17 protein-coding genes and 1 tRNA gene are annotated in these 23,350 nt (G+C 36.4%); 8 read left to right on the plus strand and 10 right to left on the minus strand.

Annotation, left to right across the window (positions count from 1 at the left end; all coding sequences use genetic code 11):
- Positions 1 to 106: 106 nt before the first annotated feature.
- Positions 107 to 1,870: a S8 family peptidase gene (locus tag HQN86_RS00010; RefSeq protein ID WP_172659013.1), complete on the plus strand. Its 1,764-nt coding sequence runs from the start codon at positions 107 to 109 to the stop codon at positions 1,868 to 1,870.
- On the opposite strand, the gene HQN86_RS00015 is transcribed toward HQN86_RS00010, so the two are convergent.
- Together HQN86_RS00015 and HQN86_RS00020 are read right to left on the minus strand one after the other, a co-directional pair.
- A complete protein-coding gene (locus tag HQN86_RS00015) occupies positions 1,862 to 2,482 on the minus strand; it encodes a methylated-DNA--[protein]-cysteine S-methyltransferase (RefSeq protein ID WP_172659014.1) in 621 nt (206 codons plus the stop codon). The two genes, HQN86_RS00010 and HQN86_RS00015, sit on opposite strands and share 9 nt — an antisense overlap.
- A gap of 312 nt (positions 2,483 to 2,794) precedes the next feature.
- Positions 2,795 to 2,868: transfer RNA gene (locus HQN86_RS00020), tRNA-Met, on the minus strand.
- A gap of 104 nt (positions 2,869 to 2,972) precedes the next feature.
- Between HQN86_RS00020 and HQN86_RS00025 the strand changes: the two genes are divergently transcribed.
- The 3 genes from HQN86_RS00025 to HQN86_RS00035 all read left to right on the plus strand — a co-directional run bounded on the left by HQN86_RS00025 (position 2,973) and on the right by HQN86_RS00035 (position 6,192).
- Complete coding sequence (locus HQN86_RS00025) at positions 2,973 to 3,353, plus strand: START-like domain-containing protein (RefSeq protein WP_172659015.1); 381 nt, start codon at positions 2,973 to 2,975, stop codon at positions 3,351 to 3,353.
- Between the two features lie 30 nt (positions 3,354 to 3,383).
- Positions 3,384 to 4,817, plus strand: coding sequence for an LptF/LptG family permease (locus HQN86_RS00030; RefSeq protein WP_172659016.1), 1,434 nt, complete (start codon positions 3,384 to 3,386; stop codon positions 4,815 to 4,817).
- 163 nt (positions 4,818 to 4,980) lie between these two features.
- Complete coding sequence (locus tag HQN86_RS00035) at positions 4,981 to 6,192, plus strand: bifunctional 3,4-dihydroxy-2-butanone-4-phosphate synthase/GTP cyclohydrolase II (protein ID WP_172659017.1); 1,212 nt, start codon at positions 4,981 to 4,983, stop codon at positions 6,190 to 6,192.
- A gap of 22 nt (positions 6,193 to 6,214) precedes the next feature.
- On the opposite strand, the gene HQN86_RS00040 is transcribed toward HQN86_RS00035, so the two are convergent.
- The gene (locus tag HQN86_RS00040) at positions 6,215 to 10,495 is read right to left on the minus strand and encodes a translocation/assembly module TamB domain-containing protein (protein WP_317171618.1); all 4,281 of its coding nucleotides are present in this window, start codon (positions 10,493 to 10,495) and stop codon (positions 6,215 to 6,217) included.
- Positions 10,496 to 10,713: 218 nt separating this feature from the next.
- Between HQN86_RS00040 and tsaD the strand changes: the two genes are divergently transcribed.
- A complete protein-coding gene (gene tsaD / locus HQN86_RS00045; protein WP_172659018.1) occupies positions 10,714 to 11,715 on the plus strand; it encodes a tRNA (adenosine(37)-N6)-threonylcarbamoyltransferase complex transferase subunit TsaD in 1,002 nt (333 codons plus the stop codon).
- 18 nt (positions 11,716 to 11,733) lie between these two features.
- Entirely contained in the window at positions 11,734 to 11,955 is a 222-nt protein-coding gene (locus HQN86_RS00050) for a hypothetical protein (protein WP_172659019.1), read from the plus strand.
- Positions 11,956 to 12,023: 68 nt separating this feature from the next.
- On the opposite strand, the gene recA is transcribed toward HQN86_RS00050, so the two are convergent.
- From recA to HQN86_RS00070, 4 genes are all read right to left on the minus strand, one after another.
- Positions 12,024 to 13,037 carry a recombinase RecA gene (gene recA, locus HQN86_RS00055; protein ID WP_048906407.1) on the minus strand — a complete coding sequence of 338 codons (1,014 nt, stop codon included), beginning with the start codon at positions 13,035 to 13,037 and terminating at the stop codon, positions 12,024 to 12,026.
- Positions 13,038 to 13,155: 118 nt separating this feature from the next.
- Positions 13,156 to 13,836, minus strand: coding sequence for an endonuclease III (nth, locus tag HQN86_RS00060; protein WP_172659020.1), 681 nt, complete (start codon positions 13,834 to 13,836; stop codon positions 13,156 to 13,158).
- A 210-nt stretch (positions 13,837 to 14,046) separates the two neighbouring features.
- On the minus strand, positions 14,047 to 14,238 hold the full coding sequence (locus HQN86_RS00065; RefSeq protein ID WP_152542359.1) for a hypothetical protein: 192 nt from the start codon (positions 14,236 to 14,238) through the stop codon (positions 14,047 to 14,049).
- A gap of 98 nt (positions 14,239 to 14,336) precedes the next feature.
- Complete coding sequence (locus tag HQN86_RS00070; RefSeq protein WP_048906404.1) at positions 14,337 to 14,912, minus strand: RNA polymerase sigma factor; 576 nt, start codon at positions 14,910 to 14,912, stop codon at positions 14,337 to 14,339.
- Between the two features lie 269 nt (positions 14,913 to 15,181).
- On the opposite strand from HQN86_RS00070, the gene uvrA reads away from it, so the two are divergent.
- Both uvrA and HQN86_RS00080 read left to right on the plus strand, forming a co-directional pair.
- Entirely contained in the window at positions 15,182 to 17,983 is a 2,802-nt protein-coding gene (gene uvrA, locus HQN86_RS00075) for an excinuclease ABC subunit UvrA (protein WP_172659021.1), read from the plus strand.
- Positions 17,984 to 18,036: 53 nt separating this feature from the next.
- A complete protein-coding gene (locus HQN86_RS00080; RefSeq protein ID WP_246269344.1) occupies positions 18,037 to 18,618 on the plus strand; it encodes a LysE family transporter in 582 nt (193 codons plus the stop codon).
- 5 nt (positions 18,619 to 18,623) lie between these two features.
- Here the strand turns inward: HQN86_RS00080 and HQN86_RS00085 are convergent, their stop codons facing one another.
- The 3 genes from HQN86_RS00085 to HQN86_RS00095 form a co-directional block, all read right to left on the minus strand.
- Positions 18,624 to 19,661: a DUF2157 domain-containing protein gene (locus HQN86_RS00085; protein ID WP_172659023.1), complete on the minus strand. Its 1,038-nt coding sequence runs from the start codon at positions 19,659 to 19,661 to the stop codon at positions 18,624 to 18,626.
- Positions 19,662 to 19,707: 46 nt separating this feature from the next.
- Positions 19,708 to 21,930, minus strand: coding sequence for a cation:proton antiporter domain-containing protein (locus tag HQN86_RS00090; RefSeq protein WP_172659024.1), 2,223 nt, complete (start codon positions 21,928 to 21,930; stop codon positions 19,708 to 19,710).
- 474 nt (positions 21,931 to 22,404) lie between these two features.
- The gene (locus HQN86_RS00095) at positions 22,405 to 23,340 is read right to left on the minus strand and encodes a bifunctional riboflavin kinase/FAD synthetase (protein WP_172659025.1); all 936 of its coding nucleotides are present in this window, start codon (positions 23,338 to 23,340) and stop codon (positions 22,405 to 22,407) included.
- Positions 23,341 to 23,350: the final 10 nt, after the last annotated feature.

Raw genomic sequence — 23,350 nt, forward strand, 5'->3', positions numbered from 1 at the left:
AAACTTCCTGATGAAAATACAATGTTAAAAAATGCTAAATCTTCATCAGAGATACAATAAAACCGTATAATTGTATTTTACGTTAATCTTATAAAAAGCACTTTTGATGAAATTAAGATATATATTGCTTTTTGCATTTAGCTTTATCTTGAGCAACTCTGCATTTTCGCAAAGTAAAGATGTCAAGCTTCCTTCTAATTGGTACAATCTGGATTTAGTTGCTGATGGGTACTTTGGTATAAGTACCGAAAAAGCATATAAGGAATTATTGAGCAATAAAAAGCCTAAACAAAATGTGATTGTTGCCGTAATTGATGGAGGCGTTGATATTAATCATGAGGATTTAAAGGATGTACTGTGGACTAATAAAAAAGAGATTCCAGGTAACGGAATTGATGATGATGGTAATGGATATGTAGATGATATACATGGCTGGAATTTTATAGGATCAAAAAAAGGTAATCTAGCATATGATAATCTGGAGTTGGTGCGGATACTTAGAGTGTATGGCCCTAAGTATGTATCAACCATTCGATCTACAGTATTAGATAGTGCTCAAAAAGAAGAATATGCCCTATATCTTAAAGCTAATGCAGAATTTGGAAAGAAGTATAACGATGCTCACTATACATTTGGGATTGTAAGTATCATTAATAAGGTTCTGGATTCAGTGGCAGCTATTAACAATAAGAAGATTCCATCATTGGAAGATATTGATAAATACGTGGCTGATAATGAAGATGAGGAGCAAGTAAAAAAGATTATAAGAGGCGGATCTAAGGACAGTGGAGGAATTGATAAATTCTACAAGGAAATGAAAGATGCCTATAAGCAATATGATGTAATGCTTAAATATAATCTGAATGTGAAGTATGATCAGCGGCAGGAGCTAGTTGGCGACGATTATACAAACGCAAAAGAACGTTTATATGGGAACAATGATGTTGCCGGACCTAATGCAGAACATGGTTCACATGTTTCGGGCATAATAGGGGCAAACAGATCCAATTCAATTGGAATTAATGGAATAGCCAATAGTGTTAGTATAATGGCAATTAGAGTTGTACCAGAAGGGGATGAGAGAGATAAAGATGTTGCCAATGGAATTAGATATGCAGTAGATAACGGTGCTAAGGTAATTAATATGAGCTTTGGCAAAGGTTATAAATGGAATAAAGAAGTTGTTGACGAAGCGGTAAAATATGCTGAACAGAAAGGCGTATTGTTAGTTCATGCGGCCGGAAATGATAACGAAGATGTAGATGTTAAAGAGAATTATCCAAATAAATACTTTGATGGACCAGAGGCTGCTGCTTATAAGAAATCGATCAAAAAAGATGCACTTTCAGCATTGCCATTTAAGATCGAGCAAAATCAAGCGCAAAATCAGGGTATGAGAAGGGGGCCTAATTCTGTCGTTATTAAAAAAGCAGTTATAGATACGGCTAAATTTAAACTGCCACATGCGAGTAATTGGATAGAAGTTGGAGCAAGTGCATATGCTAATGATGCAAATTTAAAAGCATCTTTTTCAAATTATGGAAAGTATAATGTAGACGTATTTGCGCCTGGTTTTATGATTAATTCAACAGTTCCAGGCTCAAAATATGAAGAATTTGATGGAACTAGTATGGCAGCTCCTGTTGTATCTGGTCTTTCAGCCCTGATTTTGAGCTATTATCCGGACCTTAAGCCTAACCAGGTCAGAGAGATCATAATGAAATCCGTGTCTAAGGTTTTACAGAAAGTTAAATACAAAAATGAAAGAGGTGAGACTGTCCGAGTACCCTTCTCCGATCTTTGTGTTAGCGGAGGAATAGTAAATGCTTATGAGGCCTTAAAGCTTGCAGAGCGTTATCAATCAAAATAAATAGCCGTCTTCTATTTCTGAATTATTCCTTTCAAACTTAAGTAGCCACTTTTTCTTGTCTATTCCGGCAGCATAGCCGGTCATATTTCCATCGCTGCCTATTACGCGGTGGCAAGGTACTATAATTGCTAAGCGGTTTCGCCCATTTGTTGAGGCAATTGCGCGAATCGCTTTCGGATTGTTCATCATTTCTGCCTGTTCTTTGTAAGAACATGTTTTTCCATAAGGAATTTCCTGAAGTGTTTTCCAGACTGCTTGCGAAAAATCATTGCCAGGAGTGTGTAATGGAACTGAAAAGGTTTTTCGTTTTCCTTCGAAGTATTCAGTTAACTCATTTTCCAATTGATCTAGATACGAATTTCTTCCTGCTACCATCACTGCATTAAGTAGCTTTTGTAACTCAGCGAATTCTTTTTCTAATCTGATCCTGTTGGTAAATTCGAGCAGACAGACACCTTTTGATGTAGCGCCTGCCAGCATAGGACCTAAGGGAGTAGAAATCTCCGTCATGTTTATTATGGCATCCTTATCAGAGGATATTGAGGATTTTTCAAATATCCACGGATACCGATCAGCAAAACCTGTAATGTCAGTGAGAGATGTATTATTCATGTTTATTGTCGAATTTAATTTTTAACAGGCCAGCTTTTATTTTAGTAAATACTTCAGCGTTTGCATGATCTAATATTTCCTAAAAATAAGGAATCAATCAATAAGATGGTACCCGATTCTTGCTTTCCTCTGTTGTCCTTAACGCTAATCGCATTTAATCATTACATGTTACGAATAAATCGCAATGATTCAGTAGGTAATCCCAATTGATCTCAGGATTGATTTAGAAGCACTATTGGTGTCAAAATTAAAATAGTAGTAAGAGTAGTAAATAGAAAAGCCTTGTCAAATAATTGACAAGGCTTTTTTCAGTAGCGGGGAGCAGGATCGAACTGCCGACCTCAGGGTTATGAATCCTGCGCTCTAACCATCTGAGCTACCCCGCCGGGCGTCTTTTTTCTAAAGAGTTGCAAATATAGAATAAATTACTTTTCTTTAGAAACAAATATTAAAAAAATAGTCTAATAATTCAGAATATAAGTGTTTAACGATGTCGGAAAAGAAAAAATTTACGTTAGAATATGAATTGAGGTCGTCTCCACGTATTTTATTTAGTTTTATTAGTGAGCCAAATGGACTGTCTCAATGGTTTGCAGATGATGTGATTTTCAGAGATCAGGTATATACTTTCACATGGGACGATGAAATACAGAAAGCAAAGTTGCTTAGCATAAAAGAAAATAAATCTGTAAAATTTAAATGGGTGGAAGATGAACCACACTGTTACTTTGAAATGGAAATTGTACAGGACGAATTAACAAATGACGTAGCCCTTTCAATAACCGATTTTGCTACTGATGACACATTAGCTGAGCGTACACTTATTTGGGATAATCAGATTAACTACCTGCACAGTGTAATTGGTGCCTAGTTTTTCAATAGCTTTGTCTACATTTGTATATTGAAAAAGATTCATTTACTTCTACTCAAAGCATTTATAAGGCCTTTCTTCGTCACATTTTTTATTGTGATGTTTATTTTGCTAATGCTTTTTCTATTTAAATATGTTGATGATTTAATAGGAAAAGGATTTGAATGGTATATTATACTTGAGTTAATGTATTATGCCTCTGCGGCAAATGTGTCTATGGCGCTCCCATTGTCCATTTTATTATCATCGATAATGACTTTTGGGACGCTGGGGGAGAACTACGAATTGGTAGCTATTAAATCAGCAGGGTTGTCGTTGCAAAAGGCAATGAGACCTCTTTTTGTACTCATAATATTTATTGCAATAAGCTCCTTCATATTTTCAGATTATATGCTGCCTAAAGCCAATTTGAAGTATGGATCGCTTTTATGGGATATAACAAACAAAAAATTATCCTTTTTAATTAAGGAGGGGGTTTTTAATAATAGTATTCCAGGTTATTCCATTAGAGTTAATAAAAAAGGGGATGATGGTGTTTCATTGTATGATGTAATGATTTATGATCATACAAATACAAACGGAATGGCAAAGATCATCATTGCTAAAGAAGGTAAAATGTATAGCAATGATAAGTTCCTTTTTCTAAAGCTAAAAAATGGCGTTAGATATGAAGAATCGAGTGGCCGTAATACCTATAACAATCCGAGACAGGAGTTAACTAGGATGAGGTTTACTGAGACTGATCAGAAGTTTGATATTTCCAGTTTTAAAATGAATAGAACTGATGAGCAGGATTTTAGGAATAACACTCAAATGCTGAATTTAAAGGGCCTAACAAGGAAAAGAGATTCCTTAACCAAAGAGTTGGATAGTGTAAATAAGTTCTCCTCAACCACTATAAATAGCTATTACAGGCAAAACAACTACTCTAAGGGATATACCGCTGTTAAAACCCCTGCAAAAGTAATAAAGGGAGACATTTTGAAAATGCTTCCTGAGAAACAGAGACTGGCAATTATTCAGAGTGCATTGGACCTGGCAACTTCAGTAAAACAAACTACATCTGGACGGGTTACGGATTATGAGGATAGAACCAGAAGTATAATAAAAGTACAATTGGAATATCAGAGAAAGTTTACACTTGCAGTGTCCTGTCTCTTATTGTTCTTTATTGGTGCACCGCTAGGCGCTATTATAAGAAAAGGTGGACTTGGTTTGCCTGTGGTAATGGCTATTGTGTTTTTCCTTTTGTACCACATCATTGCTACTGTTTCTGAAAAATCTGCAACAACAGGATCTTTAAGGCCTTTCTTCGGAATGTGGCTTGCAATATTTATTTTATCTCCCCTGGGTGCATTCTTAACTTATAAAGCAACAGTGGATTCTGCTTTATTTGATGTAGGTTATTTTAAACAAATATTTATAAATCTCTTCAAAAAGAAAAAATCAAATATTAACAGTTAATAATATTTGTATCCTTTAATAGGGGTAAACACCTAATATTCATTACTTATTTATGATAGTTTATAACGTAATATTGGTTTTGAAGATTGTAACTTTGCACCGTAAATCTTACTAATTAATCAGGTTACTTATTTGTTACTTGATTATTGATATATTCAGAAAAATGGAAATCAAACTAGATACAATAGAAGAAGCTATTGCAGAAATAAAAGCGGGTAAAGCTATTATTGTTGTAGATGACGAAGATAGGGAGAATGAAGGTGATTTTATTACTGCCGCAGCCAACGCTACTCCTGAAATGATAAATTTTATGGCCACTTATGGCCGAGGCTTAATTTGTGCGCCTTTAACCGAAGAAAGATGTGATGAATTAGGTTTAGATCTAATGGTGGGAAAAAATACCGCCGCTTACGAAACTAACTTTACTGTTTCCGTTGATTTAAGAGGTCATGGCTGTACAACTGGCATTTCTGCGTCCGACAGATCAAAAACCATTAAGGCCTTAATCGATCCTAATATTGATCCTGCTGAGTTGGGTAGGCCAGGTCACATTTTTCCATTAAGATCTAAAGATGGGGGAGTATTAAGACGTTCGGGACACACCGAAGCATCTGTAGATTTAGCTAAACTTGCAGGCATGGAACCTGCCGGTGTATTGGTTGAGATTATGAAGGATGACGGAGAGATGGCCAGATTGCCTGACCTGATTAAGATTGCAGCACAACATCAGCTTAAAATAATTAGTATAAAAGATCTTATTGCATATAGATTAAGCAAAGAAAGTTTAATAGAGCAGGAGGTAACGGTAAATCTACCCACTCAATGGGGTGATTTTAAGATGACTGCCTATACCCAAATAGATACAGGAGCCACACATTTGGCAATTAGTAAAGGCGAATGGACTATTGATGAGCCTGTATTAACAAGAGTACATAGTTCCTGTGTTACTGGTGATATTTTTGGATCGTGCAGATGCGATTGTGGGCCTCAATTGCACAAAGCAATGGAGATGATCGATAAGGAAGGCAAAGGAGTAATCGTTTATATGAATCAGGAGGGAAGAGGTATTGGCCTTGTTAATAAATTGCGTTCATATAATCTACAAGATGCTGGCCTGGATACTGTTGAAGCAAATATAAAATTGGGTTTCAAAGGCGACGAAAGAGATTACGGAGTTGGAGCTCAAATACTAAGAGCACAGGGCATCACTAAAATGAGACTGATGTCTAATAACCCTACTAAACGCGCTGGTTTAATTGGCTATGGTTTAGAGATTGTAGAAAATATTCCAATTGAAATAGAAAGTAATGTTCATAATGAGCAATATCTTAAAACAAAACGTGATAAGATGGGGCATCAAATAATGAAAGGCTAAAAAAAAGTAGGTTATTTATAACCTACTTTTTTTTGTTCTTTTTTTCTGGAGGAACAGCCTCTTTGTTAACTGGCTGTTTACTAACGGGAGGTGTCTTTTTCTCTTCCTCAGCCTTCTTCTTCAAGTTTCTGTTGTATTTACCTGATATTCTTTGAACAAACTCTCTAAAGCTGTCAAATTGCTGTGTATAGATCAGACCTAAGGATGTTACATTGTTATTTTGGCTTACCCCAGTGTTAAAGAAGGTGTTTTGCTGTGTAGGAGGTTTATTGGCAAGCTTACCTACTAAAGTTCCATCTTTTCTAATTAAGGCTAAAACTTCAACTTCACCACCTACATTATTTCTGGTAAAGCCAATTGGCGACAAATCGTTTGTACTACGTTTATCTACTATCCCGGCATTTAATACTATGCGGTCATTAAAAAATCTAAAAGAGGCATTCGCTTCACTCAAAGAGCGGATGTTAATGTCCACAAAATCGAGGTTGAGTGAAGATAAGACATTATTAAACTGATTAAACAAAAGCTCTGTAGCAGTACTCGCTACTCCTGATGTTAATTGCTTGCCAAGGGCTTCTTTTCCTGTTCCTGGAGCAAAACTACGTCTTATAATCAAACTAAGCGCCTGGAGGTTCCTGTTGTTGTCGTCATTAAAATAAGATTGCATCTCTTCTTTAATAGCAGGGTTTGAAGGGAAGAAGATATCAAGTTTAATATCCGGTTTTAATAGTGAACCGGTTAAGCCCATTTCTACTTCAGTAAGAACGCGCTCGTTGGCATTATTGCCGCCATCTCTATTAGCTGCAGTATAGAGGTCGCTCAGACCAGCACGAAGGGAATAAATTGCCTTTAAATTTATTTGCGCAGTTGTGGGGTTTCCTGTCCATCGGATAGTACCACCTTGTCTGATGTTGAATTTCTTATTTATAATTTCCTGAGCAGTAAAATCAAAACTCCCTGATTCAATGATATAATCACCCGACATCTCAAAATCACCAAGACTATTAATGTTAAGCGCTAAATTTTTAGAATAGCCTTTCCCACTTAGATTTCCTAAAGTGGTATAAATATTTGCAGTGCTATTTGCATCAACCTCAAGTTTCAGGTTCATTGTAAGTCCGTCAAAACTGGTTTGTTTTTTTACAACCTTAGTCGTGTCCTTATTCACAAATGTTATAAAATCTTTATTTGATACGGTCTCAGAGCTGTTAAGTGGAAGATTAAATACCGTCCCTTTCTCTGTCTTGGCATTAATGTCTATAAATAATTTGTTTGTTGGACCTTTAAATCTGAAGGTACCTGTTCCATAAGCCTTTCCAAAATATATAGAGTTGTCTTTTTCCGTAGTATTCAGGGCCATGAAATCTTTAGCATTAATATCAATATCTAGCGTTGGTGTATTGATGTTATTGAGGTCAACCGTACCATTTGCGATGGCCTGGTTATCATCAACGTCAAGCAATTTCAAGTCATTAATTTTGATAATGCTGTTTTCAACTTCTACCTGGTCGTTTAGTGTATATCTTGTTTTAAGATAATTAACTGTCACTTCAGCTTTGTCAAAAGATACCTGCCCGTTAATTTCCGGTTTTTCAAATGGACCTGTAACCGTTAATGATGATGAAACATGACCTTTAAGATCTGATACAAGTTCATTAACAAATGGTTCCAGTACAGCTAGTTCACTATTATCAAGCTTTACGCTTATATCCATCTCTTTCTTTTCCAGATCAAGAACGCCCAAAGCCCGAAGTGTTTCTCTGTCGGAAGAAACAATATTAGTGAAAATGTTGGCTACATTATTTGCACGATCATAAGAAGAAGTATCGGTCAAATTACCAATATGAGTATTGTTAAAGGTTAAAGAATCTATTTTTAGATTATCAGATATCCTAGGCGATTTTAAGATATTATAGAGTTTTGTTTCTCCATTAACGTTACCTGCTAACTGCACGCCAAATGCCTTAACAAACGGATTTATTGTTTTTAAGCTAAATTCTTTAAATCCGACAAGAAGTAAATCTTTGGGGTCGTCAGACAGAATACCATCAATAGTTAAGAGTTGATTGCCATTGCTTAAATCAAAATTGGTAATCTCGGTTTTTCCTTCATGAAAACTAATTCTCACTTTTTCCTGAATCTTCCAGTCCTCATTATTTACTTTAAGCTGAGATGGGAGTATGCTAACCCTTGCTGTGGTGTCGTTTGCAAACTCGACCAATCCGTTTAAATCCAGTTGGTTAGCGTCATCTGAATTGGCAAGTTTTAAGTTAAGAGAAAGACTGTCATTTCTCAATATGTTGGATATGTTGACATTCTTAATGTACAAACTATCATTTAAGTCAACTCTATCCGATGTTATAATAGCTTGTAATTGATTTACGGAAGTATTCTCATCGATAATAATATTGTTGGCTATAATGCCTTTGTATTTTAGCTTTTTCACAAAGCCATTTAATGTGGCTATGTTGTTTGGAGAATCAAAATTACCAATAAAGACCGCTTGATCATCGATCTCTAAGCCTGGAGCAAGAAGTTCTGCAATGGGCTCAAATCTTTTTATTTTTAAATTGAACTGAAAGATCTGGTCTCCATATGGAAGAATGGTAGTTTTGAGGGATGGTATGTATTTTTTCGCTAATGCTTTATAGTATGAAGGAATGGTGTTTAAGTTGTATTGCCCCTTTAAGCTGGCATCCAGAATATCTGAATGAATGGTAAGGTCTCTGTCTTTTCCTATACCTGCAGCCTTTAGTTCTACAGAATCAATGTTGTAAATGCCTTTAACATTGTCTAACCTAATTTGTTGAATTAGAAGTTTACCCTGTATGTTATTTAGGTTGGTGCCGGAGAAATTGGTGCTAAAAGTAGCATCAATTTTTAAAGAGTCCTTATATAGTTTTAAGGCCTTTAGCTTTGCATTGTTTATTTGGGCTTTAAAATTAAATACCGGCAACTTAGGGTTCAGATTTACCCCGCCATCAAAAACAAGCTGAACATTTTTGTCGTTAATTTGCAGGCGACCGTCGAAATATTTTTTATCAAAGGTTCCATCAATTTTAACATTTCTATACCTATACTGGTTAAAGTCGATGTAATCGATATCTCCATTTAGCTTCTCGGAAAGGTTTTTTATTTCTGTGCCTCTGCCTTCAACATTTAAGGAAGCAGATATTCTACCAAGATCATTCTCATCTAAAAGGTTTCCTAAATTAAAATCGTAGGCTTTAACATTACCTGAATAAGAGGGGACACCCTTCTTATCTATTTTCATATTAACATCAGAAACCAATCTGCCTAGTTTTGTCTTAAACTCCCCATAGGCAATAAAATCGTTTTGGAATCCGGTAAATGAGCCGTTGAAATTAATGTTGCCAAATTTTCCGATAACTACTGGGATCACTTTAGTCTTTTTCCCGGTTGTGCTTGTTAATATCTCATCCAGATCAGCTTTATTTGTTCCGGCCATCTCTATTTTAAGATCCATAAAAGTCTCTTTAAGATTTGGAAGCCCTTTTACAATAAAGTCCCCTTTTATATAAGTCGCTTTTCCGGCTTTAACGGATAGTTTTTTTGCTTTAAGATTATTAACCAAACCGGTAATCCTTCCGTCAACTTCAATCTCAAGATTCATTTGATCCAATTCTGGAGCAAAATAGGCAACATCGCGCGATGCTAAATAGCTATTCTTGAAATTAGCTTTCATTCTTACTTTATTGACATAATCTCTAAAGTCGCGGTATTTATCAAACCGCATTTGAAAGTAATCAGATAGCCTGCTCTTATTGGTAACCAACATCAAATTCTTTAATTCAATGCTATTGGTATCCACAGTAGTAAAGGCTGTCAGGTTTTTTAAATAAAATCCACTCTTTTCCTTAAAAGTCAGGTTTTTAATGTCGGCCTGCAGGATATGATCTGTAGTATTTAATTTTTCAAAAATTCCGTTAAAGCTGGTTAGGTATATGTCATCAAAATTTACCCCCTTCATAACGGTGTCAACTCGTTGGTTTTTGTATTTAAAGCTGATGTTGTTCAGGATAACTCTGTCAAATGATATCTTGTACGGTTTCTTTTTAGGTTTAACTGTGGGAGTGCCAGAGTCAAAGTAATCGATAATGAAATCTAAATTCGTCGATCTGTCTTTATATGATTTTAAATAAAAAGAGCCGTTATTAATCTGCACCGTATTAATGTCAACTATTCGTTTTTTAATTGAAATCTGATTGATGTCTACTAAAAATTTGGGTGTATTAAGTATGGTATCTTTCTGCCGATCCAATACAAGCAGGTTTTCTATCACAACATACTTAAAAGGTTTTATATATATGCCGGTTAAAGAAATGGTTGTATTAAGCTCTTTAGATAGGTATGCTGCCGCTTTTTTAGCTACGAAAGTCTGAATAGGCTTAAATTGGATTGCAAATAGAATGACACCAGCAAGTAATAATACTGATGCAACGACCCAAAGAAGTATTTTTAATAGTTTTTTAATAATTTTGTAGCTTAATAATAATAAACGTGTCTGTAATACTTGCTATAGAATCTTCCTGCGATGAAACCTCCGTTGCTATATGTAACAACGGCAAAATTACTGCCAATGTTATTGCAAACCAAACAATTCATCAAAATTATGGAGGTGTAATTCCTGAGCTAGCTTCAAGGGTACATCAACAAAATATCGTGCCAGTAATACAACAGGCATTAAATGATGCTAAAGTTAATAAAAAGGAGCTAAATGCAGTTGCTTTTACACAGGGGCCTGGATTATTAGGCTCATTGTTAGTAGGTGTTTCCTTTGCGAAATCATTTGCGCTTGCGTTAGATTTACCTTTAATTTCGGTAAATCATATGCACGCTCATATTCTGGCTCATTTTATTGATGATCCAATGCCCCAATTCCCTTTCATTTGCTTAACTGTATCTGGCGGACATACTCAAATTGTTGTGATAAGAAGTCATTTCGATATGGAGATAGTAGGCGAAACCTTAGATGATGCAGCAGGTGAGGCATTTGATAAAACTGCCAAAATTCTAAATTTACCTTATCCTGGCGGGCCACTTATAGATAAGTATGCTAAAGAGGGAAACCCTTTGGCATATAAATTTGGGGAGCCTCAGATCAAAGATCTGAATTACAGCTTTAGTGGATTTAAAACCTCAATTTTGTATTTCATCAGAAATCAGGAAAAGGAAAATCCTAACTTTGTTTCTGAGCATTTACACGACATTTGTGCCTCGGTTCAGCATAGTATAGTGCATATATTGCTTAATAAGCTAAAGAAAGCAGCTAAGCAGTATGGAATTAAGGAGATTGCCATAGCAGGAGGAGTATCTGCAAATAGTGGATTAAGAGCAGGCTTAACTGCTCTTGCCGAGGAGTTAAATTGGAATGTATATATACCTGCTTTTGAATATTGTACCGATAATGCGGCTATGATTGCTATTGCAGGTTATTATAAATATTTAAATAAGGATTTCGTGGAGCAAGATGTTGCACCTTTGTCCAGAATGGAATTTTAATATATAAAAAGTAGAGTTATGGGTACAATGAGTTTTGTTTTCTTTGGGCTAATGCTATTGCCATTAATCATTTTTTTAATCTGGTTAATCAAAAAGGATAAAAACAGAAACTATTTAGGGCTTGTGGTTTTGGTGGCGATGGCTATTATTGCGATTATTGCAATTGTTAAGTTCGATTCCACTTTTATGGAGTCTAGATCAGGTATGCCAGATAAGTCTCAGGCACCGAGTTATAAATAAGAAAGAATCGAAAATAAAAAAGGGGTATTTTCAATAAAGAAATACCCCCTTTTATTTGAAATAATATTTTAAGCTTTATCCTCTAGCTTATCGCCAGTTACTTCAGCTCTAATTTTAGCTTCAATCTCTTCAGATAGTTCAGGATTGTCAAGTAATAACTGTTTAACTGCATCTCTACCCTGACCAAGTTTTGTATCCCCGTAAGAGAACCAAGAGCCTGCTTTTTTAATGATATTAAAGTCAACACCTAAGTCGATAATTTCGCCGGTTTTAGATATACCTTCTCCAAACATAATGTCAAACTCTGCAACGCGGAAAGGTGGTGCAACTTTATTTTTAACAATTTTTACTTTAACCCTGTTACCTGCAACTTCATCAGAGTCTTTAATTTGAGAAGTTCTTCTGATATCCAAACGAACAGACGCATAGAATTTTAATGCATTTCCACCAGTAGTCGTTTCCGGGTTTCCAAACATTACACCAATTTTTTCACGTAATTGGTTAATGAATATACAGCAACATCCGGTTTTAGAAATCGTTCCTGTTAGTTTACGTAAAGCTTGTGACATCAAACGAGCCTGAAGCCCCATTCTGGAGTCACCCATTTCTCCTTCAATTTCAGCCTTAGGTACCAAAGCCGCAACAGAGTCAATAACGATCACATCAATTGCACCTGATCTGATTAGGTTATCAGCAATTTCCAAAGCTTGTTCACCATTATCTGGTTGTGAGATCAATAAATTATCTACATCTACGCCTAATTTTTTTGCATAGCCTTTATCAAATGCATGTTCAGCATCAATAATAGCTGCTAAGCCGCCTTTTTTTTGTGCTTCGGCAATAATATGAGTCGCTAAAGTTGTTTTACCTGATGATTCCGGGCCGTATATCTCAATAACTCTTCCTTTTGGTACTCCGCCAATTCCTAAGGCAATATCTAAACTAATCGATCCTGTCGAAATAGATTCTATCGGTTCTACAGCATTGTCACCCAATTTCATAACGGTACCTTTACCATATGATTTTTCCAACTTATCCAAGGTAAGTTGTAATGCTTTTAATTTGTCTGCGTTTGTGCTCATATTATTAAATTCTGTAAGAAAGTAACTACTTACATTTCTTAACGTAAAATGATTTTCTTTTTACTAATTATATTAGCAAATATAACTATTATTTAATTTAAAATAACAAATAAAATTATTATTTTTTTATTGTTGGCTCTGAATCACTAAATATTTTAGTTATTTTATTATTGTTTTGATAATATTTGCAAAAACTTGTGATTTCGCAGATACTGCATTTTGGAGATCTCGCTAAGCAAACATATCTGCCGTGTAATATCAACCAATGGTGTGCAACATGTATTGTTTCTTCAGGCAAGTTCTTCACTAAATCCTTTTCGACAGCTAAAGGAGTTTTTCCGGTAGTTAATCCAATTCGGTTCGCAACTCTAAACACATGCGTATCTACAGCCATAGCAGGGGCATTATAAATAACCGATGCAATTACATTAGCCGTTTTTCTTCCAACGCCTGGCATTTTTTGCAAATCATCTATATCAGATGGGACTTCGTTGTTAAAATCGTTAAGCAACATTTTAGCCATACCAACTAAGTGCTTTGCTTTATTATTTGGGTAGCTAACACTTCTAATGTAATCAAATACAATGTCTGGTGTAACATCAGCCAATGCTTTGGCATCAGGAAAGCGTTGAAATAATGCAGGTGTTACCTGATTTATTCTTTTATCAGTGCATTGGGCAGATAATATTACTGCCACAAGTAATTGGAACGGATTGTTGTAGTGTAATTCTGTTTCGGCGTCTGGCTGCCTGGCAGAAAAATGAGACACAAAAAGTTTATATCTTTCTTTTTTGAGCATTTGCAAACTTATATAATTTTGCCTTTAATTTTCAATTTTGAACAAATTGAATCCCCGTTAAAACACAAAAGCTAAATTTCATTTTAACGATATTCTTGCCTTTTAAAACGGGCAAAATATATTTTTTTATTTTCTTAAATGAAAAGAATTTCAAATAGAGACATAAAAAAAAAGCTGCCAAACCTTTGGCAGCTTTAATTCGTTTGTAAATTACTTGGCTCTTGAGTAAGCTAAAATCTTCGAAATCGTTGTCTCAGAAGGGTTTTTGGCTAAGCTGTCCAACTGTGGTTTAATGTTCTCATAGAACGATAAATCCTGTGGTTCAACATCATCTGCAGGAACTGTTTCCTGTTTTTTCTGTCCGTAATTTAGTTTGTTAACTGAAGTAGAGGTTTCCATCATAAGCAATAAACGTATATTAGTTTTACTAATTAACGCTATTATTATTAATTTATTTTAACCCTAACAACAATTTTTTATATTTTCTTTTTTTGGCTATATCAGGATATTTCTTTAACCTTCATCATCTTCCGAAGATTGCTCAAAGCATACCTCATACGTCCTAAAGCAGTATTAATACTTACGTCAGTTAAATCGGCTATTTCCTTAAAACTTAGATCGGCATAATGACGCATAATCAATACTTCTTTCTGATCATCAGGCAACAAATGAATCATCGCTCTTAGATCAAAATGAGTTTGTTCTCTCAAAATCCTGTCTTCCGCGCTTTCTTCATGAAACTGAAGCATATTAAACACATCAGTGCCATCGGCGCTTGTAATTACAGGTCCTCGTTTTTCACGTCTAAAGTAATCTATCACCAGGTTATGTGCAATACGCATTACCCATGGCAAGAATTTACCTTCTTCGTTATAACGTCCAGATCGTAACGTGTTAATTACCTTAATAAAGGCATCCTGAAATATGTCTTCAGCCAAATACTGGTCTTTAACCAATAAATAGATTGAGGTATAAATTTTTGATTTGTGTCTTCTTAAAAGTTCTTCCAAAACGGCTTCATCACCAGTAAGGTACAACTTCACCAAATCTTGATCACTATATTGTTGTAATTTCATAGGAGTATCCTAACTAAATTCCCTTGCTTTAAATGCTAAAAAATACTTAGTAGATGTTTGTTTCGATATAATTTCTCCTATTGTTTTTTAAGATGGTGGTGTGTTTTGTTCAGTTAATATATTTCAAAAGAAGCATTTTTTTATTAGAATTCAATAGAAAAAGTGTTAAAAAAAAATAAAAGTGGTCTCAGAGCCTTATTTTTGCATTCACCCAAAAAGCCAAATATTCGTTTTTTGGGGTATATTAGCAATATTCTATCACGAAATCAATGAGCAACGAAATCGACAAAGATCCACACAAAAATATTATCATAAAAGGTGCCAGGGTTCACAACCTAAAGAATATAGATGTAGCCATCCCCAAAAATAAGCTGGTTGTAATAACCGGAATGTCGGGGTCGGGCAAGTCGTCTTTGGCATTCGATACACTATATGCTGAAGGTCAGAGGAGATACGTTGAGAGTTTGTCTTCTTATGCTCGTCAGTTTATGGGAAGAATGAATAAACCTGATGTAGATTATATAAAAGGAATTGCCCCGGCTATTGCTATAGAACAGAAAGTAATTACCTCAAACCCCAGGTCAACTGTAGGTACCTCAACAGAAATTTACGATTATCTTAAACTTCTGTTTTCAAGAATAGGTAAAACATATTCTCCCGTTTCTGGTAAAGTAGTAAAAAAGGATACAGTTACTACCGTCGTTGATTTTATATCTAAACTGGAGGAGGACAGTACAGTTACAATATTTTGCCCATTATTTCCGCACAATAACAGATCTGTAAAAGAAGAGCTGGCTGTACTTTTACAAAAGGGGTTTCTTAGAATTTCATATCAGGACAAAGTTCATAAGATTGAAACGATCCTTGAGGATGAGACCTTCAAAGATTTCGAATTAAAAGACGAAAATACCATCAAGATTCTGATTGACCGGATTGTTGTCAACTCTGATGAAGAGACATTAAGCCGTATCGCCGACTCAGTACAAACAGCCTTCTTTGAAGGAAAGGGCGATTGTTATGTGGAGCATGAAGGTAAATTAACTAACTTCTGCGACCGTTTTGAACTCGATGGAATCCGTTTTGATGAGCCTACACCAAATTTCTTTAGTTTCAATAACCCATACGGAGCCTGCAAAAGGTGCGAGGGATACGGAAATGTAATAGGAATAGATGAGGACTTAGTTATCCCCGATAAAAGCAAAAGCGTTTTTGATAATGCAATTGCGCCATGGCGCGGCGAGAAAATGAAGGAGTGGCTAAACAAACTTGTTAAAGCCTCTTCCAAATTTGATTTTCCGATTCACAGGCCATTTAATGAATTAACCGAAAAGGAACAGAAGCTATTATGGACTGGTAATAAGTATTTTGAAGGTTTGGATGCTTTTTTTAAAGAGCTGGAAGAGCAGACTTTTAAAATCCAATATCGCGTAATGCTATCTCGCTACAGGGGAAAAACATCATGTCCTGATTGCAAAGGCTCCAGGTTACGCAAAGATGCTTCTTATGTAAAGATCAATGACAAGTCGATAATCGACATCGTTTTGATGCCTTTATCGACCATACTTGATTTCTTTGATAATTTAAACCTTTCGTCAAATGACGAGAAAATAGCCAAACGTCTATTGGCCGAGGTGAGCAGTCGTGTGCTATACCTTAATAATGTTGGCCTGGGCTATTTAACGCTCAACAGGTTGTCTAATACACTTTCTGGTGGCGAGTCTCAGCGTATTAACCTGGCTACCTCTTTAGGAAGTAGCTTGGTAGGCTCCATTTATGTTCTTGACGAACCAAGTATAGGATTACATCCAAGAGATACGAATAAGCTTATCGAGGTATTGGTATCGCTTAGAAATGTAGGGAATACCGTTCTTGTAGTAGAGCACGAAGAAGAAATGATGAAGGCCGCCGACCATATTATTGATATTGGTCCGGAAGCCGGAACGCATGGCGGTAACCTGGTTTTTAGTGGTACATACGAGCAGATCATAAAAGACAAAAAAAGCTTAACCGGCAAATACCTTTCCGGCGAAGAACAAATTGCTGTACCTAAAAAAAGAAGAAGTTGGAAAGATCATATTCTAATTAAAGGAGCCCGAGAAAATAACCTTAAAAATATAGATGTAAAATTTCCTTTGGGCGTATTCACAGTGGTGAGTGGTGTTTCGGGGTCTGGAAAAACAAGTCTGATTAAAAAAATACTATACCCCGCGCTGCAAAAGGCAATAGGTAATTATGCCGGAGAGCAAACCGGGGCCTACGATGGTATTTACGGGAATTACGAGCTGGTTAGCCAGGTTGAAATGGTAGACCAGAATCCAATTGGCCGATCATCAAGGTCAAATCCGGTAACCTATGTAAAAGCCTGGGACGATGTTAGGGCGCTATTTTCGGCATTGCCGGCAGCTAAAGCCTCCGGACTAAAGCCTGCAGCTTTCTCGTTTAATGTTGAAGGTGGCCGTTGCGATGTTTGTCAGGGAGAAGGAGAGGTGAAAATAGAGATGCAGTTTATGGCAGACATTTACCTGCCATGCGAAACCTGTGGGGGCCGAAGATTTAAACAACAGGTACTTGATATCACCTATCAGGATAAAAACGTTGCCGACATTCTGGACTTAACAATCGAAGAAGCAGTTGACTTCTTTAAAAACGAACCCAAAATTTTAAACAAGCTGCAACCTCTGGTAGATGTAGGTTTAGGCTACGTTCATTTGGGCCAATCTTCTAATACACTTTCTGGTGGAGAAGCGCAGCGTATCAAGCTTGCTTCATTCTTAATTAAAGGAAATAATGCCAATAAAACATTATTTATATTTGATGAACCGACCACAGGATTGCATTTTCATGATATTAAAAAACTTTTAATTGCCCTTAATACTCTAATAGAGCAGGGGAATACAATTATGGTTATAGAGCATAATATGGACATGATAAAATCTGCTGATTGGGTAATAGACATTGGTCCGGAAGGTGGAGATAAAGGAGGTAACATTGTTTTTGAAGGCACACCTGAAGATCTTTTACCAGTAAAATCATCTTACACTGCCAAGTATTTAAAAGCCCATTTGAAATAATTGTATCTTCGCGCATGCTTTTTTTAACACTCTTTCTCGGGATAATTTTGAATATGGTTGGATACATACCACCGGGGAATATTAATCTTACTGTAGTTCAGATCACGATAACAAGGGGGCTTCGCCAGGCATTGTACTTTATCATGGCGTTTTCAACTGTCGAAATACTTTTTACTTTTGGGGTGATGCGTTTTGTGCAATGGCTATCCAGCGAAATTCAGCTGGATAACATCATTGATGTAATCATGGTTTTCATGTTTGGGATATTAGGTGTAATTACCTGGAGGTCGCGTAAGGAAATGCCTAAAGCCGATTACTCAAAGAAAGACAGCATAAAATATGGTTTACTTTTGGGTGTTGTTAACCCAATGCAAATACCCTACTGGCTATTCGTAGGTACGTACTTAATATCGCACGAGTGGATAGATATTGGTTATCTTTCTTTATCTGTTTTTAGTATTGGGTCGGGTATTGGTGCCGGCCTGGCATTATATGGTTTTGCCCGCTTTGCCCAGTACATTCAAGAGAAATTTGCGCTAAGTAGCTATATTGTAAACAAAGGAATTGCGCTGCTTTTCTTTGCATTGTCAGCCTATCACGTATGTAAAATAGTATATATACACTTTATAAAATAAGTATACTACTTCTTCAAAAATTCAAGATTCCAGATCTTTTCTGCTCTGCGCCCAATGAACCAGAATGAGGCCGCCAGTACGCAAAAGAAGAGGGCTTTGTGCCAGCTATCCCAGAAGTATTCAAAGTACCTGGTGTAAAGGTTTATAAATAGAAAGGTAATTCCAAATTCCCTTGCAATATCGTCTCTGTATTTTAAGCCGATGTAAATACTTATCAGACAAAATGCAGCTGATAGTATGCCCCAATAAAACAAGCTTAGCTGCTTTACAGAATACCATTCTTCCAGTGAGCCGAAGTTACCGAATACCGAAAGCAGCCACAAAGAAACAAAAAGGTACACCATGCCGCAGACATAGTTTACCTGAAAAAAGATACCCATCTTTTTATTGTCCTTAATGATAAAAGAAAAGGCAGTTAGGCATAAACCAAAAAGCACAAAGCGAAGTGGATAATTCATTCCCACAAAATACCAGTTCCAACGCGATAGGTAACCCGTTTCAGTGCCAAACCAGGCACCTAATGATATCAATACAAATGCCCATATCAGCCTTGATTTAAATACATATGCCAATATGCCGTATATAAATACAGATGCTAAAATGAGCAAAGAGAAGTGCGAATTGCCGTTGTCAATAGCTTTACCCAGGTAGGCAATAGCATTGGCTGTTAACATTACCGCTGTAAAAACCAATGCCTCATTACTAAATACAAGGTGCGATTTGAGTCTTTTTCTTTTAAAGCTGAAATAGTATAAGGCAGCTGCACCAGCTGCCGATAAAACACTAATCATTACATCCGAGGCCGTGAAAATCCGCTCCAGATAGTTTAAAATCTTATTGTCAATTAAAAGGGCGCCCAACGAAATTACACCGCAGGCCATTGCTATCCAAAAAGAATACTGGGCCAATCGGCGCCAGTCGAAACTTTTGGTTTCGTAACTTCCTCGCAATCTGCTCACGTCATCCGGCGACAAAAGTTTTTCTTCTTGCCAATGATTTAGCATCTCGTCTAAAAAGTCACTCTTTTCCTGATCAATTTTCATTTTGATACAAGGTACATCCTGTTACCCTAAAATCAAAATCTGTAATTTACTTTAGTAGTTCAGGAACTTTCTTATTGTTTCCTACAATCCACACAATGTCGCCATTCTCAAATGTAAGTGTCGAATCTGGATTTAGTATCCGCTCGCCATTTCTTTCGATTCCCACAACAAGGCCCTGGGTCATTTCCCGTATTCCCGAATTGCGAATGGTCTGCCCATAAACAGGGGAGCTGCTGTTGATCACTATTTTTTGGAGTGCCATATCTTCTTTAGGGAAGCTAGATTGCAAATTGTCATCTATACTTCCTTCAAATAGCTCTTTTATAGCCGCAAGCTGATCATCTGTCCCTATTACCAAAACCTTATCATTAGGATACAACCGTTCATCTCTTCCCGGTGTCGGGATCATAATTTTTCCGCGTTCAATTAATGCAATATTAACTCCATATTTTTCCCTTACAGATAAGTCGATAAGGGTTTTTCCAACAAGTGTTGATTCAGGTGCAACCGTAAGCTCTACCAGGTGGGTATCCCATGGCAATATTTCAGGCTGTGCATTTTGAGCTTCTCTGGCATTCAGATTAAGTAGAAACCTGCTTTCAAGTTTGTTATAAAAACCTTGTAATCTTCTTGAGAAAACAAACATACATAGCACAATAAGGGCAATTGCAATAACAATAGAAATCCAGGTGCTATAGAACTGATAAATTAAAATGCCAACAAAGAAAATAGCCAAAGAAATACGTAAAATTTCAAGCGCAATTAGCGGCCCCCGGGTATATTTCTTATTCAGCCATAAATGAGAATAAGCCTTTCTTTCAATTCTTCTTATGGCAAGGGCCCATAAGAATGGGGTCATTATAAATAGGGTAACTATTAAGCTGATCACAATGCCGTTATTACCATTAATCAGGTTCTGGGTTATAAATGGTTGAAGGTATTTGGAACCCAAAAATACTATGGCGATAAGAATAACCGAGTGTATAATAAGGTTAAAGGTGTACGATTTGAGCAGCGTTTTCCAATCACTTAATGTAGTAATACCGGCAGTGCTTGAGCTATATCGGTTGATGCCTTCCACCCATTTTTTAGGAAGTTTGCGCTCCAGAAATAAATAGAAAGGTTCAGAAGACTTAATCAGATAAGGAGTAGTAAAAGTTGTAATGGCTGATACTGCAACTGCAATAGGGTATAGGAAGTCGCTGGTTACCTTAAGAGTTAATCCTAAGGTCGCGATGATGAAAGAGAACTCTCCAATTTGAGCTAAGCTTAAACCTGTTTGTACCGATGTTTTTAAAGGCTGGCCAGAAACCAATGCGCCCAATCCGGAGCTTAAGAACTTCCCTAAAACAGTGGCCAAAGTAATTACAACAATTGGAACAGCATAATCAATCAGAATACTCGGATTGATCAACATACCGACCGACACAAAGAAAATTGCAGCAAACAAGTCTTTAACCGATTTTGTAAGGTGCTCTATCCTTTCGGCCTGCGTGGTCTCAGCCAATATTGATCCCATGATAAATGCGCCCAAAGCAGGAGAGAAGCCTACCTTAACAGCAAGTAATACCATAAGTAAACACAAAGCGATAGAAACCACAAGCATGGTCTCATCGTTCATTAATTTCTTTGTAGCCTTTAGAAAAGTAGGAACAAGGAAGATACCTCCTATAAACCACAAGACCAGGAAGAAACAAAGTTTCAGAATCGATATCAACATCTCTGCTCCTGCAAACTGTTGACTAACGGCCAGCGTTGATAGCAATACCAACAATAAAATAGCCACAAGATCTTCAACAATGAGCACACCAAAAACCAGCCCTGCAAACTTTTTATGCTTTACTCCCAGTTCTTCGAAGGCCCTAATGATAATTGTAGTAGAGGATACGGACAATATACCCCCGAGGAATATGCTATCCATTGTAGACCAGCCCATAGCCAAACCGGCTACAAACCCAATCAGCAACATAAATACAACCTCAACAATAGCCGTTATAGAGGCGGAGCCGCCCACTTTTACCAGCTTTTTAAAGCTAAACTCAAGTCCTAAACTGAATAATAAGAAGATAACCCCAATCTCTGCCCAGATATGAATACTTTCATTATCAGTAACAGTCGGTATAAATTTAATATGAGGGCCCACAAGCAGTCCGGCCAGAATATAGCCAAGTACTAGTGGTTGTTTAATTCTTTTAAAAAGCAGAGTAGTTATCCCTGCGGCAGCAAGGATTAAACCTAAATCAGTAATTAATACTGGTAAATGTATCATAGAAACGCGTATTTTTTAATGTATAATTTATTGTGTAACAGCAGTATAAATTATAATTACCAAAAAACATGTTTTGGGTACAAAAAATTAAAAATATAGGAGTAACTAGAAAATGAAAAAGAATTATAATAGTTTCCAATCAGTGGGCATAGGGCTAAGTGATTGTCCTGCCGCTTAAAAGGAAGAAAAATTCCAAAAGCGGTTTTCTTTACAACTTGTTGCAGCGCGGGAAGATCTTCGAATGATATTTTCTGAAGTGATGATTTGCCTTTCTTGCTAAAAACCAACGTTTTTTTTGCATTAATACTCAATCCCCTATGTTTAGTTTTTTCCGCGTCAAGACCTTTCCCATTTACTACGTGGAAAGAAAGAAGATGGAGAAAAACGATTAGTATAAGAGTAAATAATGGCCTCATTGTCGTAAATATACGAAAAAAAAGCCCTTATTTAGAATAAAAGTGGCTTTAAATGAGGTTATGACGATTTTCTGAAATATTCTAAAGTTGCTTCTTTGTCTTTTTGTAGCTGCACTTTTAATGCTTCCAGACCTGTAAATTTAACGTCGTGTCTGAGGAATTCGAGGAAGGTCATCTTGATATCCTGTCCATAAATTTCCTGGTTAAAATCAAATATATTTACTTCAATGTTTCTGGTCATTCCATTAATTGTCGGGCGCTGACCAATGTATGCCATTCCTTTAAATACCTGATTATTCAGTTCAACGGTTACCGCATAAATCCCATCAGAGGGAATTAGCTTATAAGTTTCTTCAACAAATATATTTGCAGTAGGGAAACCAATAGTACGTCCAATTTTATCGCCCTTAATAACCCTGCCATAAATAGAGAAGTTGTAGCCAAGGTAATTGGCAGCAAGTGCAACGTCGCCATCCAGCAGCGCCGTACGTATTTTTGTAGAGCTTACCGCAACATCATTAATATCCTGTTCCGGTATTTGTTCAATTTTATAGTTGAAATTCTTAGAGAAAGCTTCCAAATCCTGAAGACCACCTTTTCTATCCTTACCAAAACGATGGTCATACCCAACAATCAGGTGTTTGATACCAATTGTATCAACTAAAATGTTCTGGATGTATTCTGCAGGTGTCAGATTAGAGAAATCACGTGTAAAAGGTGTAATAATTAGGTGATCTACACCAAGACTATCTAATATTTTAGCCTTTTCATTAATCGTGTTGATCATTTTTAAATCCTGATTCTCTGGGTCAATAATTAACCTTGGATGGGGGAAAAAGGTTAATATCACACTTTCACCGCCAGTTGATTTTGCAAGTTCACACAGTCGCTTAATAATTTTCTGGTGGCCAAAATGTACGCCATCAAAAGTTCCTATAGTTGCAACTGCGTTGTTTAGCTTCTTAAATTCCGAAAAGTGATTATATATTTTCAAGGTAGTTTTA

Origin of the sequence: Pedobacter panaciterrae (assembly GCF_013204795.1) — a bacterium.
Lineage (GTDB): Bacteria > Bacteroidota > Bacteroidia > Sphingobacteriales > Sphingobacteriaceae > Pedobacter > Pedobacter panaciterrae.

Excerpts from the sequence above, each read along its gene's own strand:
- HQN86_RS00010 (WP_172659013.1), top strand. The coding sequence starts at position 107 with ATGAAATTAAGATATATATTGCTTTTTGCATTTAGCTTTATCTTGAGC.
- HQN86_RS00015 (WP_172659014.1), bottom strand. The coding sequence starts at position 2,482 with ATGAATAATACATCTCTCACTGACATTACAGGTTTTGCTGATCGGTAT.
- HQN86_RS00025 (WP_172659015.1), top strand. The coding sequence starts at position 2,973 with ATGTCGGAAAAGAAAAAATTTACGTTAGAATATGAATTGAGGTCGTCT.
- HQN86_RS00035 (WP_172659017.1), top strand. The coding sequence starts at position 4,981 with ATGGAAATCAAACTAGATACAATAGAAGAAGCTATTGCAGAAATAAAA.
- HQN86_RS00050 (WP_172659019.1), top strand. The coding sequence starts at position 11,734 with ATGGGTACAATGAGTTTTGTTTTCTTTGGGCTAATGCTATTGCCATTA.
- recA (WP_048906407.1), bottom strand. The coding sequence starts at position 13,037 with ATGAGCACAAACGCAGACAAATTAAAAGCATTACAACTTACCTTGGAT.
- nth (WP_172659020.1), bottom strand. The coding sequence starts at position 13,836 with ATGCTCAAAAAAGAAAGATATAAACTTTTTGTGTCTCATTTTTCTGCC.
- HQN86_RS00065 (WP_152542359.1), bottom strand. The coding sequence starts at position 14,238 with ATGATGGAAACCTCTACTTCAGTTAACAAACTAAATTACGGACAGAAA.
- HQN86_RS00070 (WP_048906404.1), bottom strand. The coding sequence starts at position 14,912 with ATGAAATTACAACAATATAGTGATCAAGATTTGGTGAAGTTGTACCTT.
- uvrA (WP_172659021.1), top strand. The coding sequence starts at position 15,182 with ATGAGCAACGAAATCGACAAAGATCCACACAAAAATATTATCATAAAA.
- HQN86_RS00080 (WP_246269344.1), top strand. The coding sequence starts at position 18,037 with ATGGTTGGATACATACCACCGGGGAATATTAATCTTACTGTAGTTCAG.
- HQN86_RS00085 (WP_172659023.1), bottom strand. The coding sequence starts at position 19,661 with ATGAAAATTGATCAGGAAAAGAGTGACTTTTTAGACGAGATGCTAAAT.
- HQN86_RS00090 (WP_172659024.1), bottom strand. The coding sequence starts at position 21,930 with ATGATACATTTACCAGTATTAATTACTGATTTAGGTTTAATCCTTGCT.